The 17,284-nt window shown below is 61.5% G+C and carries 15 protein-coding genes; 5 read left to right on the forward strand and 10 right to left on the reverse strand.

The genetic code is table 11. The features are described 5' to 3' along the window. Positions 1–276: 276 nt before the first annotated feature. From ABJK70_RS02650 to ABJK70_RS02685, 8 genes are all read right to left on the reverse strand, one after another. Positions 277–1,647: an ATP-binding protein gene (locus ABJK70_RS02650; RefSeq protein WP_086135048.1), complete on the reverse strand. Its 1,371-nt coding sequence runs from the start codon at positions 1,645–1,647 to the stop codon at positions 277–279. Next, positions 1,644–2,327 (reverse strand): response regulator transcription factor, encoded by a 684-nt coding sequence (locus tag ABJK70_RS02655; RefSeq protein WP_086135049.1) that lies wholly within the window; start codon positions 2,325–2,327, stop codon positions 1,644–1,646. Before ABJK70_RS02655 ends, ABJK70_RS02650 begins: the two co-directional genes overlap by 4 nt. A gap of 115 nt (positions 2,328–2,442) precedes the next feature. Beyond that, positions 2,443–2,739, reverse strand: a complete 297-nt coding sequence (locus tag ABJK70_RS02660; protein ID WP_133718289.1) for a PepSY domain-containing protein — start codon at positions 2,737–2,739, stop codon at positions 2,443–2,445. 143 nt (positions 2,740–2,882) lie between these two features. Then, a complete protein-coding gene (locus ABJK70_RS02665) occupies positions 2,883–3,347 on the reverse strand; it encodes a hypothetical protein (protein ID WP_086135050.1) in 465 nt (154 codons plus the stop codon). Between the two features lie 189 nt (positions 3,348–3,536). Continuing rightward, positions 3,537–6,329: an Hsp70 family protein gene (locus tag ABJK70_RS02670; RefSeq protein ID WP_347257354.1), complete on the reverse strand. Its 2,793-nt coding sequence runs from the start codon at positions 6,327–6,329 to the stop codon at positions 3,537–3,539. A gap of 44 nt (positions 6,330–6,373) precedes the next feature. Next, positions 6,374–8,362, reverse strand: a complete 1,989-nt coding sequence (locus tag ABJK70_RS02675; protein WP_077729833.1) for an Hsp70 family protein — start codon at positions 8,360–8,362, stop codon at positions 6,374–6,376. Beyond that, complete coding sequence (locus ABJK70_RS02680) at positions 8,359–9,000, reverse strand: DUF2760 domain-containing protein (RefSeq protein ID WP_077729832.1); 642 nt, start codon at positions 8,998–9,000, stop codon at positions 8,359–8,361. Before ABJK70_RS02680 ends, ABJK70_RS02675 begins: the two co-directional genes overlap by 4 nt. 120 nt (positions 9,001–9,120) lie before the next feature. Next, positions 9,121–9,507 (reverse strand): hypothetical protein, encoded by a 387-nt coding sequence (locus tag ABJK70_RS02685; protein WP_077729831.1) that lies wholly within the window; start codon positions 9,505–9,507, stop codon positions 9,121–9,123. A 203-nt stretch (positions 9,508–9,710) separates the two neighbouring features. Between ABJK70_RS02685 and ABJK70_RS02690 the strand changes: the two genes are divergently transcribed. After that, positions 9,711–10,652, forward strand: coding sequence for a hypothetical protein (locus ABJK70_RS02690; protein WP_077729830.1), 942 nt, complete (start codon positions 9,711–9,713; stop codon positions 10,650–10,652). Positions 10,653–10,798: 146 nt separating this feature from the next. On the opposite strand, the gene queG is transcribed toward ABJK70_RS02690, so the two are convergent. After that, complete coding sequence (gene queG / locus ABJK70_RS02695) at positions 10,799–11,908, reverse strand: tRNA epoxyqueuosine(34) reductase QueG (RefSeq protein ID WP_077729829.1); 1,110 nt, start codon at positions 11,906–11,908, stop codon at positions 10,799–10,801. 77 nt (positions 11,909–11,985) lie between these two features. Between queG and ABJK70_RS02700 the strand changes: the two genes are divergently transcribed. The 3 genes from ABJK70_RS02700 to ABJK70_RS02710 all read left to right on the forward strand — a co-directional run bounded on the left by ABJK70_RS02700 (position 11,986) and on the right by ABJK70_RS02710 (position 15,328). Continuing rightward, complete coding sequence (locus ABJK70_RS02700; RefSeq protein ID WP_347257355.1) at positions 11,986–13,473, forward strand: NAD(P)H-hydrate dehydratase; 1,488 nt, start codon at positions 11,986–11,988, stop codon at positions 13,471–13,473. Continuing rightward, positions 13,470–13,925 carry a tRNA (adenosine(37)-N6)-threonylcarbamoyltransferase complex ATPase subunit type 1 TsaE gene (tsaE, locus tag ABJK70_RS02705; RefSeq protein ID WP_347257356.1) on the forward strand — a complete coding sequence of 152 codons (456 nt, stop codon included), beginning with the start codon at positions 13,470–13,472 and terminating at the stop codon, positions 13,923–13,925. Before ABJK70_RS02700 ends, tsaE begins: the two co-directional genes overlap by 4 nt. A gap of 71 nt (positions 13,926–13,996) precedes the next feature. Beyond that, entirely contained in the window at positions 13,997–15,328 is a 1,332-nt protein-coding gene (locus ABJK70_RS02710; RefSeq protein ID WP_347257357.1) for an N-acetylmuramoyl-L-alanine amidase, read from the forward strand. On the opposite strand, the gene ABJK70_RS02715 is transcribed toward ABJK70_RS02710, so the two are convergent. Then, positions 15,315–15,485: a hypothetical protein gene (locus ABJK70_RS02715; RefSeq protein WP_168175385.1), complete on the reverse strand. Its 171-nt coding sequence runs from the start codon at positions 15,483–15,485 to the stop codon at positions 15,315–15,317. The genes ABJK70_RS02710 and ABJK70_RS02715 overlap by 14 nt on opposite strands. Between ABJK70_RS02715 and mutL the strand changes: the two genes are divergently transcribed. After that, on the forward strand, positions 15,478–17,265 hold the full coding sequence (mutL, locus tag ABJK70_RS02720; RefSeq protein ID WP_347257358.1) for a DNA mismatch repair endonuclease MutL: 1,788 nt from the start codon (positions 15,478–15,480) through the stop codon (positions 17,263–17,265). The genes ABJK70_RS02715 and mutL overlap by 8 nt on opposite strands. Positions 17,266–17,284: the final 19 nt, after the last annotated feature.

The following is a 17,284-nucleotide window of genomic DNA, read 5'->3' on the forward strand; positions in this document are numbered from 1 at the left end:
TTAACCATGCTGGTCGCCTGTTCCTCGTCGATTTCGGGGACCGGCTGGGGCGGAGTCAAGGTCAGAGTGTCGTTCGAAGTGGCTTCGGCCATGGTTTTCTCCGGATGAAAATACGGTAAAAAGTAGTCAGTAAAAGGCGAATTCGCATCCCAATCGCAAACGGTCGCTTTAGTCGCGATCCTTTCAATCGCAAACGATCGGTTCGGGAGCGCCGGGATAACCCTTTCATTAGATCGAATTCGAGACAATTTATCGAACTATTCGATGCGGACCATGTTAGCCGACATTCCGAATCACGATTGCTGCCCCCCCGAGCGGGCTTCGCTCGATCACGAGCTGGCCGAGATAGGTCCGCACGATGGAATCCACGATGGCGAGGCCGAGGCCGTGCCCGGGCACAGACGAATCGGTGCGCTCACCGCGGCGGGTAACGCGCTCGGCCACATCTTCGGCAATTCCGGGGCCATCGTCGTCCACCCGCAGTTCGAGATGCGAGCTTGTTCCCAGCGGTTCCAAAACCGTCCGGGCGCTCAGTTCGACTCGGCTTCGACACCACTTGAAGGCATTGTCGAGTAGGTTCCCAAGGATCTCGAGCAAATCGCCCTCGTCGCCGTGAAAGACGACGTCGTCCTCGACCATGATTCGGCAGTCGACCTGTTTTTCGGCATAGACCTTGGCCAGTGCGGCCGCGACTTGGCGGGACTTTTCCGCGACACTGACCGGCGGAGTCAGGTGGGTTCGCCCGGAGGCGGCGGCTCGCTTCAGTTGGTACTCGATAATTCGAGTCATGCGGTCGATCTGTTCCTGGGCTACCGCGCCGATTTCGCTGTCGGCGTCCGAATTCTGTTTTTCGATGGCGCCGCGCAACACGGCGAGCGGGGTTTTCAGGCTGTGCGCGAGATCGCCCAGCGCATCCCGATACCGGGCAAGGTGGGACTGTGCATTCTCCAACAGAGCATTGAGGTTGTCGGTCAGTCCGCGCAGTTCTTCCGGATACTGGCCAACGAGTTTGTCGGCATGGCCCGCCTCGATGGCCGAAAGGTCGGCCGCGACCCGGCGGAGCGGCGAGAACGCCCAGCGGAGAATAGCGCCTTGCACCAGCAGCAGCACTAGCGCCGCGGCTCCGAGCCAGCTCCAGAGACTGCGCCGGAATTGATTGACCTCTGCGTAGAATCCGTCCAGGGTTTCGGCCACGCGAAACACGCAGCGAACCGGTCTTCTGCGCCCCTCTTCCTCCCACAGTACGCTGAAACTGAGCACATAAACCGGCGTGCCGTCTTCCAATACGGCGCTGCTGAATGTGGCAGTGCCGGTCTGAGGTGTGAGTGTCGCGGGAATTTCAATGCCCGCTGCGGACGGGGATCGCCAGTCCGGCTTGCGGTTGCCTCGACGGATGTCGGCGTAAAGCCCGGACCCGGTTTGATTGAAGCGAGGCTCATGCAGGTTTTCGGGGCCCTTCATGACGCCTCGGGCATCGAGTTCCGAGCCGGCCAGAAGGGTATAGACAAACCCTTGCAGCCTGTCGCGCATGGCCGCCTTTGCGCTGTCGCGGAAGGCCTTGTCGAGGACCAGCCCGGTTGCGCTGAGAAAGGCGATCAGCACCACACTGGCGACGAGCAGTCCCCTCGTCCGAAGGGAATAGGTCATCCGGGCGTGCGTTCCAGGGTAAACCGGTAGCCGCGTCCGCGGAGCGTCTCTATGGGGCGATGGACGTTCTGGGGATCGAGTTTCCGACGCAGCCTGGCGATGAAGACTTCGATCACGTTGCTGTCCAGATCGAATTCCTGGTCGTAGATGTGTTCGGTCAGGGCCGTTTTGGAGATGACCTTGCCGGTATTCAGCATCAGATATTCGAGAACCTTGTATTCCTGCGCGGTCAACTCCACCGGCTGGCCGTCGACACGTACGCTCTGTGCTCCGGTATCGAGCACGATAGGGCCGCACCGCAGCAGGGATTGCGCGATGCCGGCGGACCGCCTCAACAGCGCCTTGGTCCGGGCGAGCAGTTCTTCGAAATGGAAGGGTTTGCTCAGGTAATCGTCGGCTCCGGCGTCCAGCCCTTCCACCTTGTCTTGCCAGCGGTCGCGCGCGGTGAGGATCAGAATCGGAAAGTTGATGCCGTCGGCGCGCCAATGTCTGATGACGTCGATGCCGGACACCAGCGGCAGCCCTAAATCGACGATAGCCAGATCGAACGGATATTCGTTTCCCATAAAAACTGCTTCCTTGCCGTCGGCCGCGGTGTCGACAGCGTAACCGAGGGCTTGCAAGCGCGACTTTAGCTGAGAGCGGAGCTCGGCTTCATCTTCGACGATCAGTAGGCGCATGAAACTCGCTTGAACACAGCTTGTTTGAGGGACTTAGCCGACATCACTCGTGGCAGCGGAGTTTCGGCACGGGAGCCAACCGCAGCGATCATTCCGGGCTGGCGCCTTTGGTGTCTCATCGGTTGGCGTCGACATGGAAGACGCGCACGCGGCCGTCCGGCATGAGCACTTTGATGCGATAAGTGATCGTGCCGTTATTTCTGATGGTATCGGCAGCCAGTATGCGACCGCCGGTTTCACGCCGGATGCGCTGAACAGCCTCGTCTAGGCTTATGCCGGGCCCGAACTGAGGCTGGCGCGCGATGAACGGCGTCATCAAACCCTCCGGACCGAACGGCGGCTGTGAATAGGACGGAAATGCCATCAGCAGCGAACAGCCCAGGGTGAAGGACAAAAAGCGTTTGTTTATCACGCGGCTCGATGCGACTAGGGCGTTTCCGAAGTATGAGCCGGGCCGCAAAATGCCGCCCGGCACTGAGGTAGGCGCAGAATAACACTGTCGTTTCCGGACCGACAACGGGCTCTACCAAGCCACGGGTCAATGATGTTCCTGGATCAGTGGCCGATCTCGTGTCCCAAGACGGCTCCGGCTACCGAGCCGGCGATGATGGCGCCATGATTGCCGTAGCCGACTTGTTCTCCAACCATGCCGCCGAGGACGCCACCCGCGACGATCGGTATGGCTCCGGACAAACCGCTGCTACGGCCGTAATAGGAAGGGTAATCGTCGTGATAGACGACTCGCGGCGGCTGGTAATGGTGAATATGGCGATGTACCACGCGCGGCGGCCGGTAATAACGTGGCGCAGGCTCGTAGTAATGGTGAATCACTCTCGGGCGGTGATGATCATGGCCGTGGTGATGATGTCCATGATCGTAGTGACCGTGGTGCCGATACCCATGATCGTGGTGGCCGCGATGATGGCCGTGGCCCCAATGGTCGCGGTCGGCGCGCGCGCCCGATGCAAAGGCGAGTAAGGCGATTGTGCTTAGGGCTATGATTTTATTCAGCGGTCTCATGACTTGATCCCCCGTTCAAAAACTCGAAACTGGCGCCGGATTCAAACCCGTGAGATTTGCCGGCAGGATGAAGATAGTCTTCTGTTCCTGAACGGAAGCTGAATGGGAATGGGCGGCTTTATGGCTCCGGCAGCTTATCGCTAACGATGCGCTTCCCTTCGTTCAGCGCATCCTACGGACTTCGCCGCATCAGGCAATCAGCTTCAGGCCGGGGGGCAATGCCTCGCCGAAGATGCGTTTTTCGTCGGCTTCGGAAAGTTCTTTTACTTCGGACACCATGCCAATCCAGGAGTCCGGCGCTTTGCCGACTCTCAGCCGCTCGATGACGCGTTGCCTCAGCGCCGGATCGATGTCACGCTCCCGGTCACCGCTGAGTCTCGCGATGAGAGCGGCGGCGAAGCCGGCATGCGGCTCTTTTTTGAAGTCGCGGCTCAGGATCTGGGCCAGCCATTCCCCGGCCGTGACGCGGGAAACCACGTTATGCACGCTGCCGTGGAACGGTACGCGAGCACCGACGCGGCCTAGCGCCCACCAGCTTTCGGCGGGTTCGCTGGGCTTGGACAGGCGCTGGAGAAGCCAGCTTCCCAATTCGGCCTTTTGGGATACGGGGAGCCGTTCCAGTACGGCCGCAAGTCTCACCATGTCCTCATAGCTGCGCTTTTTGGCGAGGGCAGGGAGATTGCCGCGCTTGGCGGTTTCCGGATTGATGAAGTCGGCCACATCCTTGAATATCGAAAGCTGCGCCTTTTCGTTCAAGCCGCCAGCCAGGCGGCGCCAGAACGTCCACCATTCAGTCCAGTTCTGGATTTCGTTGACGAATTGCAGACCTTGCCCGTAAATCGCGAAGACCTGTTCAACCCGCCAATCGTCCAAGGGATAGCCGAATCCGGGACGGAGGCAATATCCGGTCAGGCTGAACCACAGGCGCTCGTGCTCGGCCGATCGCCGCCGGTGAGGCAGGCCTTCCAGCAGGGCGCCGAACAAATCGCGTAATAGGGCGGTGTCCCAATCCGCTCGCGGTCCGAGAATCTTTTCAAGTTCGCCGCGCAATCCTTTGACCAGCTTGGTGTCGGCCGCTTTCGCTTTTTTCCCAAACACCAGGCGGACTTTCTCGACGGCTTCATCGAGGCGCGGGTGGTGCCGGGCTTCGGGCAAAACCGTCTGCGGGACGGCCTGCCGCAATTGGAACTCGATCCTCCATCGCCGGTCGGGATCGTCGGCTGCTACGCAGTGCAAATCGAGAGTGCCGACCTCGGTTAGGGATGCGGCGATCCGCACGGCTTGCTCCGTTCGCCCTTGTGCGCTTTCCCGCTCCAAGACAGCAGTGAGGGGCGGCAAGTGAACGAAACGGTCTCCGTCGATTTCGGCAAGGTCTCCCGGCTGGAAACGCCGGTCCTCGCTGGTTGAGGCCAGGTTGAAACGCACCGGTTGTCCTAGCCTGAGCAGGAAGGAGCGGTCGGTCAACACGATCTCCCGGCCCTCGTCGGTCCCCCGCGGCAGAATGCAGATACCCTTGGGGATCCCGTCCCGGCCGGTTTCCACCACCAGAAAATAGCTGCGCGCCGAGCCGCCGCCTATGCGCTGAACGGCATGGCCGCGCCGCGCGAGTCCGTAGGCTACCGCGCCGTAGGCTACTGCCAGATCGGGACGGTCGTTTTTGAGCAGGACGGGGCGTTGTTTTCCCCAAAACGTCACAAGTTCTACGAGACGCTGGGCTATGGTCGAGCTGCGGAACACGCCACCGTTGAGAAGAACAGCATCGGGAATGGGGTCGGCGGAGTCCGATCCGAGGGCCTCTCGCGCAGTTTCGAAGTGGTGAGTCAGAAAAGCAGCCAGATGCTTGCTGATCGCGGGATCGGCGGCGTAGGGCAGGCCGAATTCGACGACGCCGCTGCGTTTTCGGTCGGGATGATCGGCGAGGCTCACCATCGGGAAAAAACCGTCGAGAGCGATGCCATGGACCTCGCTTCGGGTCAGCTCGACCGAGCGCGCGCCTCCGATGAGCCGGGCTCCCGTGCCGAGTAGTGTTACGGTCGCGGCTTCCGGCGCATCGGGAGCCAGCAGCCGTTCCTTGGCTAACCGGCATTGTTCGACCAGTTGGGAAAGCTCGGCCGCAGACAGCTTTCGATCCTCGCCCACCAGGCGGCGTTCCGCAAGATGAGCCAAGGTGAGATCGATGTTATCCCCGCCCAGCATCAGATGATTGCCGACGGCGATACGGGTGAGCTTGGGTTCGTCCTCGCCTGGCTCGACCTTGATCAAGGTCAGGTCCGTGGTGCCGCCGCCGACGTCGCAGACCAGCAGCAAGCGCACGCCGCCGAGCTGCTGACGTAAGGACTGGCGGTGGTTCCAGAGCCAGTCGTAACAGACCGCTTGCGGCTCTTCGAGCAGGCGCGCTGTCGCGAATCCGGCCAGCCGGGTGGCTTCGAGCGTTAGAGTGCGTGCGGCCTCGTCGAATGAGGCCGGTACGGTCACCACGATCTCCTGCTCTTCCAGTGGCGCCTCGGGATGGTGATGATTCCAGGCCGAACGCACGTGGCGGAGGTAGCTCGCGCTGGCTTCGACCGGAGAGATTTTCGGAATCTCCTCCGGCGCGCCCCAGGGGAGGATAGCGGCGGTCCGGTCCGCGGCGGCATGGGACAGCCAGCTCTTGGCACTGGTCACGAAACGTCCCTGGCTTTTCGAGCCCAAGATCCGCGCCAGCTTGCCGATGATCGGACGATAAGCCGACTCCGGCTCCGAAGAAGGCCAGGGCAATCGCACGTCCGCTACGGTCAGTTCGTCCGGCGATGCGTGATAGCGAACAGACGGCAGCAGCGGTTCAGCCGCCACTTCGCCCGGCGCAACCAATTGGTCGATTTGAAAAAGCTCGATTTCGGCCGGAGTACCTTTGGTGAGGTCTGCATGGGCGACCACGGTGTGGGTCGTGCCGAGATCGATGCCGACAAGATAGCGAGGCGTCTGGCTTGATGATGCGGGCATGGGTGAGGATGGCCGCAGGGGCATTGCCCCTGCGGTTTGCAGGATTATTTATTGAAAGACCAAAAACTTTTTTTGGCCGAAGCGTCGTCGCCAGGTGCTTCCGAAGCTGCTTCGTCGGATGCGGTTTCGGTCGCCCGCTCGGAGAGATTGCCCAAGATCGGTTCCTCCGGTGCGACATTTTCATCCGACGGCAAAGGCTTTTCGCCTGCACGGACATCGAATTCGACGTTCCAGCGTTTGTCGCCGTCCTTAGCGACCGCTTCCAGTTGCAGCGTGCCCACTTCGGTGACCCTGGCGGCCAAATGAACCGGGACCACATCGCCCGCCTGGTACTCTTCTGCCGGCAAGGTGACCTCGATTTCGTCCAGTTCTTCCATTTCGTCTTCCGACCAGTAGTCGAGGCGCGTGCCGACCACGTCGTCGCGGCGGACGTTGGACGCGAAGAAACGGAAGCGCACTGGCTCGCCCACGACCAATCCGAACTCGTAAGGCGGCAGATCCGCCTCGGTACCTTCCTCCATGCCGAAAGGCGCGATGCACAGGGCCTCGATCGGCGGGGCGAAGCCCGGTACGGCGGGCATGGCGCTCTCGACGCCCACGTAATAGGCAGCACCGGTGCCGCCGCGGATGCGGACCCCACGACCTTTGCGGACATAGCCGTAATAAGCGGCACCACGGGCCACGGCTAGATCCAGGTCGGCGCCGTGCAGCAGTCGGGCATGCGGTGCGTCGTCGGCCTGAAGCCAGCTATTGAGTACATCGAGCAAGCGCTTTTCGAGCGCCTCGGACTTGAATACACCCCCGTTGAGGAGCAGCGCGGTCGGATGCAGGAACTGGGCATCGGCAGGGAGGTTGAATCCCTGCAATTCGCCGGTCGCGCCGATCTGTCGGCTCAGGAAGGCGGCGAGATGACAGGTGATCCGTGCGTCCTTGGCATACGGAAGGCCCAGGGTGGTCAGACCGGTGCGAGCCTGAACGGCAGGACGGTCTGTGATTTGCACCTTCGGAAAGAAGCCTTCGACCAGGGTACGTCCGACCTCGTCGCGGGTCAGGCTGGTACGCAGCGTGCCGCCGATGAGCGACGAACCGCGGCTGGGGACGACGACGGCGACTTCGTCGGTATCCGAGTCGGACAGCAAGGATTCCTTGGCGTCCCGGCAGCCGTGCATGAGTGCCTGGATCTGCCAAGGTTCCAGCCGTTTGCCCTCGGCTTCGAGCTTCATTTTCAAGACATAAGCCAAGGCGAGGTCCATGTTGTCCCCGCCGAGGAGAATGTGATCGCCGATGGCGACGCGGTTGAGGATCAGATTGCCTTCCTCCTCGGTCACGGCGATCAGCGACAAATCGGTGGTACCGCCGCCTACGTCCACGACGAGAATGATGTCGCCCGGCTTGACCTGCTCGCGCCATTTTCCTTCGCTGGTCTGAATCCAGCTGTACAGCGCCGACTGCGGCTCCTCGAGCAGAATGGCCTGGCGCAGGCCCACGGCGTGGGCGGCTTCCACGGTCAGTTCCCGAGCCGCCGGATCAAAGGACGCCGGTACGGTGATCACCAGTTCCTGCTCGCTCAGGGGCGCGTCGGGATAGCGGTCGTTCCAGGCGTCACGCATGTGGCGGAGATATTCGATCGACGCTTGAAGAGGCGAAACGCGCTTTACTTCCTCCGGTGACTGAACGGGCAGGATTGGCGCGCGGCAGTCGACGCCGCTGTGAGATAGCCAGCTCTTGGCGCTGCTTACCAGCCGGATGGGCGTTTTGCCGCCGAGTTGCCTTGCCAGGTCACCGACGATGGCTTCCGGATGTTCGTTCCAGGGCAACACGATGTCGCTCGGTGCGAGCTCGGCCTCGTGAGCCTGGTAAAGAAACGAAGGCAACTGCCTTTTTTCGCCGACCGTACCGGGCGACGTCAATTGCGGGATATCCAAAACCTCGATCGGCGCTTTTTCGCCGTCGCACTGGCTGAGATCGACATAGGACACGACGCTGTTGGTCGTGCCGAGGTCGATGCCGACGGAATACTGGGTTTCGCTCACAATTCCACCTCTGCTTGGGCGATGATGCGTACGTCATGTCCTTCGGCGATCTTGGGCAGTCTGACGGCCGTAGCGCGCCAGCCGCGGTGTATCAATGTGCCGGTGAACGGCGGATCGCCGACGATGTTGCCCGTGGGCCTTACGCTTGAAGCGTCGAAGCCTTTGGGCAGAGTAACGCGGGAGTTCTCCTGCTCTTTGCGCACCGGTTCAAGCTCGAAATGCTGGCTCAATACTTTGCGGCATCCCTCGTGTACGACTCGAGCCGCCGCGCCGATCTCGGCGTCGGAATAGGCGCCGACGTTCTCCTGAACGAAGTCGATAAAACGGGCTTCTTTCTGCAAAAGTCCGAGAAGCTGTAGGGCCGCATCCGGTGTGGCTTCTTTGACAACCACCGGCTCCGGCCGTTCCGGTTTGACGACTTCCAAGGGTTTGGGTGCCTCCCTGACCGGAACGGGGGCCGGTCCGGCGGGGACCGGCGCAACGACTGGTTCGGCTGCCCGCCGCCCACGGCGCATCAAAGCGATGACGGCTACGGACAGCAGAAGGATCTGCAGAATCAGCAGAATGACCACGAGGGCTGCAAGTCCGATGTGTACGGCGTCGAGCGTGGTCGGAATGAGAGTTGGGTCGAATTGCATTCGGATCCTCTTTGCGTTGAGTGGTGCCCTGGGACGCAGGCGCGGTTGGTGCGGCAAATACAGCCGCCGGCATCGGCGGGACAGCCGGCCGAAAACTAAGCGCGGGGTAGGACGATCGTATTAGGGCTGCCCGGTCGCGGCTTGAGCCGCCTGAGCACCCATCAATGTGCGCAGGACCTGACGTGCGGCCTGAGTACGGCGGCTGCGCATATATCGTTCGGAGATCGTGCCGGGTACTTTTTCGCTATCGAACGCCGCCTTGACCTTCGACAGCTTCTCTTCGCACGTTTTCAAAACGCGATCGGTGAGTGCACGCGAATCCGCCTGCTCGCCGACCCGCGCACGGGTTTCGCTGTTGACGCAGGTCTGGTATGCGACTAAAGCCAGGTTGACTTTCTCCAGAGTCTGGTCCGAAAGGGTGGTGCCCTGCCATTCGTCTTCCGCCCGGACGGTTTGCAGGGCGGACAAAGCGATTGCGGCGAGCAGCACGCGAAAAAAAAAGTTCATGGGCGTTAACTCCTTACGAGTTGGAGACGAATGCACCGGATTTTACGCTATGTCGAGGGAGGGCGGAACGCCGAATCCGCCGCATCGGCTTGGCGCGGCAGCTTTGGGACGCGGTAGTGCAGTGTGCTAACCTTCAACGGCGTGGGTTTACGCCGGACTTTCGGCGTGGGACGACAACAAACGAAAATAACCGGAGAAGAATAATGAAACTAAAGTCTTGGTTAGTGGGGGCAGCGGTTCCATTTCTCGTGAGCTGCGCGGCGACGGTGGATAAATCGTCGGTGCAGGCCACGCACGTGGCGCCGGTTTCGACGCAGGTGGAAGTGGTGCGGATTCCGTTCGACGGTTCTCAACCCATGTACGTCGTCACGGTGGAGCCTTTGAGTGTCGGAACCGGTTCGGGGGGCGGCGTGACACAGGCTCCGACCGGGGCCCGCTACGGCTGGGGACCCTTCGGCTGGGGTATTCTCGGAGGGGCCGCACCTACGGCACCGGGGGCTTACACGCCCGACCATCAAGGCATGAGCGATCGCGTCGGGCAAGGCGTCGCCGCGCAATTAATCAGTGCCCTCGGCAACGTAGGGAACATCGTGGTCGTCGACTACGAACATTACCGCAAGAACGAAAGCAATCCCGCAAAGCTGCTGAATCCCGGCGAGGTCGGGCCGTTCGTGATCAAGGGTACGATCACGGAATTCAACGAGGTTGCCGAAGCCAACGACGAGCGCAAAGGTGGATCGCTCGGCTGGGCAGGAACAGTGCTCGGCATCGCGGGCGCCGTTTCGGGGACACCCGCCGCGGGCATCGCCGGTGCTGCCGTATCTGCCGCCAATCCGACTTGGGAAAACACCAAGGCCCGGCGAACCGGGGCGGTGGGCATGGACCTGCAAGTGGTCGAGCCTAGCAGCGGCCGCATGGTGGGAACGATTACTTCCCACGGCTCCTTCACCTCCGAATCCGCCACCAGCGGTTTCTCGTTGTTCGGCGTCGGGGGCGGGGAATCCGCGTTTGCAGCGAGCGCCCTGGGTCAGGCGACCCGCGCCGCGCTCAACGATACTCTGAAGCAATTGTCCGACCAGCTTCGCATCAAGGGTCCCGCCTTTGTCAAAGCATCGGCTCCCGCCACTAAGAAAACGCGGCGTTAAGGAAGCTCTGAGCAAGTGGATTCCGTTCATGCCCCTTCGACAGGCTCAGGGCAGGCTCAGGAGAGCGTTCGACAAGCCTGTCCTGAGCCGAGTCGAAGGGCTCAGGGCGAACGGCCTACTGGGATACGCTCTTAATCAGAGCTTCTTTAGGACGTAGAAGACGCTTGGGCTCCCGCACGGTGCGGCTGTCGCTCGTTGGAGCAGTGCCGTGCAAGCGCCCAGCGCACGTGCTCCCTGATCAAAGGCAACGGGTCGTCTATCCGCGCTCGTAACGCGTCGACGATTTTAGTAGACGTTTCAGCGTTACCCAAGGCCACGGCGATATTCCTGATCCAGCGTTCGTAACCGATGCGGCGTATGGCAGAGCCTTCGGTCTTATGTAGAAACGTCGCTTCATCCCAGCGGAAAAGGTCGATCAGCCCGGCGGTATCGAGACCGTGGCGCGGCATGAAATCCGCTTCCTCGGTCAGCCGCGCATAGCGGTTCCACGGGCATACGAGCTGGCAGTCGTCACAGCCGTAGATGCGGTTGCCGATGGCGGTGCGAAATTCTTCGGGAATCGGTCCGCGCAACTCGATGGTCAGATAGGAGATGCAGCGCCGGGCGTCAAGGCGATAAGGCGCAACGATCGCTTGGGTGGGGCAGACCTCCATGCAGGCGGTGCAGCTCCCGCAGTGATTGGTCGTTTCGGCATCGATGGGCAAGGGGAGATCGGTGTAAATCTCCCCCAGGAAGAACATCGAGCCTGCTTTGCGGTTGATCAAATTGGTGTGCTTGCCGATCCAGCCGAGCCCGGCTTTGGCGGCGAGCGCCTTTTCCAGCACCGGCGCGCTGTCGACGAAGACCCTATAACCGAAGGGGCCGATTTCGACTGCGATGCGCTCGGCCAATTGCTGTAAGCGCTTGCGGAGCACCTTGTGGTAATCGCGGCCGAGGGCGTAGCGGGAGATGAACGCGGCGGTCTGGTCGTCCAGCCGCTCCCTAACCGTGGTTCGATTCTCCGGGAGATAATCCATGCGTACGCTGATGAGCCGGAGCGTACCGGGAACCAGCTCTTCCGGACGGCTGCGCTTGGTGCCATGCCGCGCCATGTAGTCCATTTCTCCGTGGAATCCCTCGTCTATCCATTCTTGAAGCTGCTGTTCGGCCGCAGAAAGGTCGGTATCGGCTATTCCGACCTGCTGAAAGCCGAGTTCTTTGCCCCAGGTCTTGATTTTGGCGGCGAGAGCGGAGTAATCGCGAGCGGACGAAGTCACAGAAGTGTGGAGGCGGTGCGGAGTTTGAGCCAGAATGTAAACGGAACGAGCGTAGTTTGGGTACAGCTTACTGGGTTATGAGCGAACGATACAGCCGAAGTTTCCCGAAGGATCTTTATCGCGCGGAGGACGTGCGCGCCATGGACCGTTATGCCATCGAAACGGTGGGCATTCCCGGCATCGAGTTGATGCGCCGCGCCGGCGCATCGGCCTTTGCCGCTTTGCACGAACGCTGGCCGGGAGCGCGCACGCTGTCGGCGATTTGCGGCGGCGGCAACAACGGGGGAGACGCTTATGTGGTCGCCCGCTTGGCGCACGAGGCGGGGATGGACGTGCGGGTTTATCCGGTTTCGCCGCCCGCGAATCTCAAGGGGGATGCCCTGGCGGCTTACCAGGATTATCGAGCGACGGGCGGCGAAATATTGGATTTTATCCCGGCCGATTTCGAGGGTGCGGAAGTGCTGGTCGACGGACTTTTGGGCACCGGCTTGGATCGGAAGGTCGACGGACTTTACGCGGACGTGATCAGGGCCGTCAACCGGTTCTCCGGTCGGGTGATGGCGCTGGATATTCCGTCCGGGCTTCATGCCGATACCGGTTCCGCTCTGGGCGTTGCCGTCAAGGCCGATTTGACCGTGACGTTCATCGGTCTCAAGCAGGGGCTCTTTACCGGCGAAGGTCCGGAATACACAGGCGAGATCGTCTTTGCCGATCTGGGCACACCGCCGGAAGTGCGATATTCCGTCGAACCTTCGGCCATGCTGCTGCCGCCGTGGGAACGCGGCTTGCCGGCGCGTCCGCGTTATGCCCATAAGGGCCATTTCGGCCACGTGCTGGTGGTCGGCGGCGATTGCGGTTACAGCGGTGCCGCCCGCATGGCCGCCGAGGCCGCGGCTCGGGTTGGAGCGGGGTTGATTAGCATCGCCACGCGGAAGTCCCATGCCGACTCGCTCAACCTGACCCGGCCGGAGCTGATGTGCCACGGCGTCGAAACCACCGAGGACTTGCGGATACCCTTGGAGCGGGCCACGGTCGTTGCTATCGGGCCTGGCCTGGGCCGTTCGGAATGGGCGAAGGCGCTGCTCGGCACGGTGTTGGAAACCGATTTGCCGGTCGTGGCGGATGCCGACGCGCTCAATCTTCTGGCGGAAAGCCCCCGCAAACGGGACAACTGGACCATCACGCCCCATCCGGGGGAAGCGGCGCGGCTGCTCGACTCGTCTTCCGCAGACATACAGAAAGATCGATTCAGCGCCGTTCGGAACCTTCAGGCGAAGTTCGGCGGCGTAGCCGTATTGAAAGGTTCCGGCAGCCTGGTCTGCGGCTCGGACGGATTGCCCTATGTCTGTACCGCCGGCAATCCCGGCATGGCCAGCGGCGGCATGGGCGACGTGCTGACCGGCGTTATCGCGGGATTGCTGGCGCAACGTCTGGATCTTTTCGAGGCGGCGGCCTTGGGCGTGCAATTGCATGCCGCGGCGGGCGACGAGGCGGCGAAGGCCGGCGAAAGGGGACTCTTGGCCTGCGATTTGATGGATCCTTTGCGCCGGCTCGTCAATTTATGAAAGTGACTCTTAGGGACGAGGCGGAAACGCTCGCATTCGCCGGGCGCGTCTATCGAGCCATGTCGTCGAACGGGCTCGTCTTCCTGCTCGGAAACCTCGGCGCCGGCAAAACCACGTTTGTGCGCGGCTGGCTCCGGGCGGCAGGGTTTTCGGGGCCGGTGAAAAGCCCGACTTTCACGCTGGTCGAAGAATACCCGCTCGGGGATCGGATCGTTTACCATTTCGATTTGTACCGGCTGAACGATCCGGAAGAGTTGGAGTGGATGGGGTTCCGGGACTATCTACGGCCGAACGCGGTTTGCTTCATCGAATGGCCGGAGCGCGGCGCGGGGCTATTGCCCGAGGCGGATCTCGAGATCCGCCTGGAAATATCGGGTACGGGGCGCATCGCGGAGATAACGGCCGGCACCGACTCCGGTGTAGCCGTATTGGCCAGGCTGCAAGCCGAGTAGCCTATTTCCTTGCGGTTTTCCGCAGCTCGGACTATGTTTTCCGGGGGCTTTCACGCATGGCGGCTTCGTTCATGGAAAAAAAAACTCTAATCACATGGCTGGTGTTCACGTTTTGCGGCTACGCGCCGCTGGTTTTCGGCGCGCCCGTGCAGATGAACTCGGTGAAGCTTGAGTCCGCCGCGCAGAGTTCACGGCTGGTTTTCGATTTCTCGGCGCCGCCCAAATACCGAATCTCCCGCGGAAGCAAGCCGAATCAGCTGCAAATCGACTTCGAAAATATTTCCCTGTCCGGAAAACTCGGACAACCCCCGGCGTCCCATCCCCTGATCGCGAAGCTCATTCCGGTTTCGGGCAAGGCCAAGGACAGCCCCAGGATTTTGCTCGATCTTAAACGCCCGGCCGGATACAAGTCTTACGTCACCCGTCTCAAGGGAAGCTCGCGCCTGGTGCTCGAACTGACGCCCCCGGTTTCGACCGATCGGGCGGGAGAAAAGGCGGCTTCCAGGGAGCCGGTCAAATCTTCAAAACCGCCTAGCGTTGCGGAAGCGTCGAAAATCGCAGCCAAGCCGGTTTCGGCCAAGGCCGGAAGCTCGCCGGGCGAAGCGAGGCCGGTCCGTTTCCTGAAGCCGGCGCTGGCCAAGGAGCGGGTGATCGTCATCGACGCCGGCCACGGCGGCAAAGATACCGGCGCGATCGGCCCCAACGGAACCTATGAAAAAGACGTGGTGCTGGCTATCGCCCGCAAGCTCGAACGGCTGATCCGAGCCGAACCGGGCATGCGGGCGGTCATGGTGCGCAAGAGCGATCAGTTCGTCGATTTGCGCGAACGGGCGGAACTCGCCCGCAAGGCGAAGGCGGATTTGTTTATTTCCCTGCACGCGGACGCCTACGTCGCCAATGACGTAAAGGGGTCTTCCGTATTCACTCTGTCGGATCACGGCGCTTCCAGTGAAGCCGCTCGCTGGCTGGCGGACCGGGAAAACGCCGCTTTGGTGGGCGGTGTTCAGCTCGGGGGAAAAGACAAATTGCTGGCTTCGGTGCTGCTCGATCTGTCGCAAACCGCCACGCTAGATGCCAGCAACCGCGCGGCCGCAAAGGTATTGGGAGAGCTAAGAAAGGATTTCCATCTACATCACCGAGACGTGCAAAAAGCCGGTTTTGCGGTGCTCAAGTCGCCGGACGTTCCCTCGATACTGGTGGAGACGGCGTTCATATCCAACCCGGACGAAGAGCGTAATCTGCGCAATTCGAGCCATCAGGATCAGGTGGCTCGCGCCATATTCGACGGCATCCGCAATTATTTCGCCGAAATTCGGCCGATGGTTCCGGTCGATCTGCGCATGGCCGATGCTCTGGAGAGCGTGGCCGAATCCGACGGCAAGAAGCCGGTCATTCGAAAATAGAACGCTTGCGCCGAAGGTCGGCAAAAGCACCTTTATCCCCGTCTTTCATAATTTCTGTATTTTCCCGAGAATAGCAAGGTATTGAATCCTTGCTCCCGCGGTTCTGTCTAACCGCCAAACCGTTTTCTCGATCGCCGATTCCATCTGCCATGCCCATCCGCATTCTCCCTCCGCAACTCATAAACCAAATCGCCGCCGGGGAGGTGGTCGAGCGCCCCGCCTCGGTGGTGAAAGAATTGGTCGAAAATGCCTTTGACGCCGCCGCGCGCTCGGTAGCCATCGACGTGGAACAGGGCGGATTGCGCATGATGCGCATCCGCGACGACGGCTGCGGCATCGATAGAGAGGAATTGCCGCTCGCCCTGTCCAGGCACGCCACCAGCAAAATCGCCAGTCTGGAGGATCTGGAGCGGGTCTCCAGCATGGGATTCCGGGGCGAAGCTTTGCCCAGCATCAGTTCGGTGGCGCGCTTGACGCTGACCTCGCGGATACGCGGCGAGCGTTGCGCCTGGCGTGTCACCGCGGACGGGACGGAAACCGATTTCGACGTGCAGCCGGCGGCCCATCCCGAAGGCACGACGGTGGAGGTTCGCGATCTCTTCTACAACACGCCGGCGCGCCGGAAGTTTCTCCGGTCGGAAAAGACCGAGTTCTCCCATATCGAAACACTGATCAAGCGTATGGCGCTGAGCCGGTTTGAAGTGGGCTTTTCCTTGAAGCACGACGAGCGGACGGTATTGAGCTTGCGGCCGGCGGAAACCCAGGCCGAAATCGAGCGACGCCTGGCCTTGGTGCTCGGTGAGGCATTTCTGGAAAACGCGCTGGCGGTGGAGTTTTCGGCGGCGGGTCTCAGGCTTTCCGGGTGGGTGGGGTTTCCGACGTTCTCCCGCAGCCAGGCCGACATGCAGTTCTTCTACGTCAACGGGCGTTTGGTCCGGGACAAGCTGGTGAGCTATGCCGTGAAGCAGGCCTATCAGGACGTGCTTTACCACGGGCGCCAGCCGGTGTACGTGCTGTATCTGGAGCTGGACCCGACGTTGGTCGACGTCAATGCTCATCCCGCCAAACTCGAAGTGCGTTTCCGCGATTCCCGGACGGTCCACGATTTTCTGTTTCGCGCGTTGCATCGGGCTTTGGCCGAGACCAAGCCGCGGGCTGTCGAGGCCGAGGCGGTGCCCCATCCGGAAGACAGGCCGGCGCGTGCAGTTTCGGCACCCGAGTTTTCTAAACCGCACCGCCAAGCTACGCTGCCGTTGCAAGTGGCCGAGGCGATTCAAAGTTATGCCGATCTTTATTCCGCTCCGGCTCCTAAGCCGGAAGCGCCGCAGGAACCGGAGCCAGATGAGCAAACGACTCCGCCACTCGGTTTTGCGGTGGCGCATCTTCATGGCGCTTTCATTCTGGCCGAGAGCCGCAACGGGCTGATCGTGGTGGACGCTCACGCCGCCCACGAACGCATCACCTATGAAAAGCTGAAGGAGCAGGTCTGCGCGGGATCGGTTCCGATGCAGCCCTTGCTGCTGCCTATCCGAATTCAGGTTACCGCAGCCGAGGCCGACTTGGCGGAGGAGGCGGGCGGTGTGTTCGGAAGCCTCGGCATCGAACTTCGCCGAAGCGGCCCGGATACGCTCATGTTGCGAGCGGTGCCGGCCTTGCTGGCGGATGCGGACGGCGAGCGCCTGGTGCGCGATGTGTTGGCCGATCTCAACCAGCATGGACGGAGCGTCCGGATCGAGCAGTCCATGAACGAGGTTCTGGCGACCATGGCCTGCCACGGATCGATCAGGGCCAACCGCAAGCTGACCGTGCCGGAAATGAACACGCTGCTCCGCGACATGGAAGCGACGGAGCGCAGCGGCCAGTGCAACCACGGGCGCCCGACCTGGATCGAGCTAAGCCTCAAGGATCTGAACCGCTTGTTCATGCGCGGCCAGTGACTGAATTACCACCCGCTAT

The organism is Methylocaldum sp. (genome assembly GCF_039794385.1).
Classification (GTDB): Bacteria; Pseudomonadota; Gammaproteobacteria; order Methylococcales; family Methylococcaceae; genus Methylocaldum.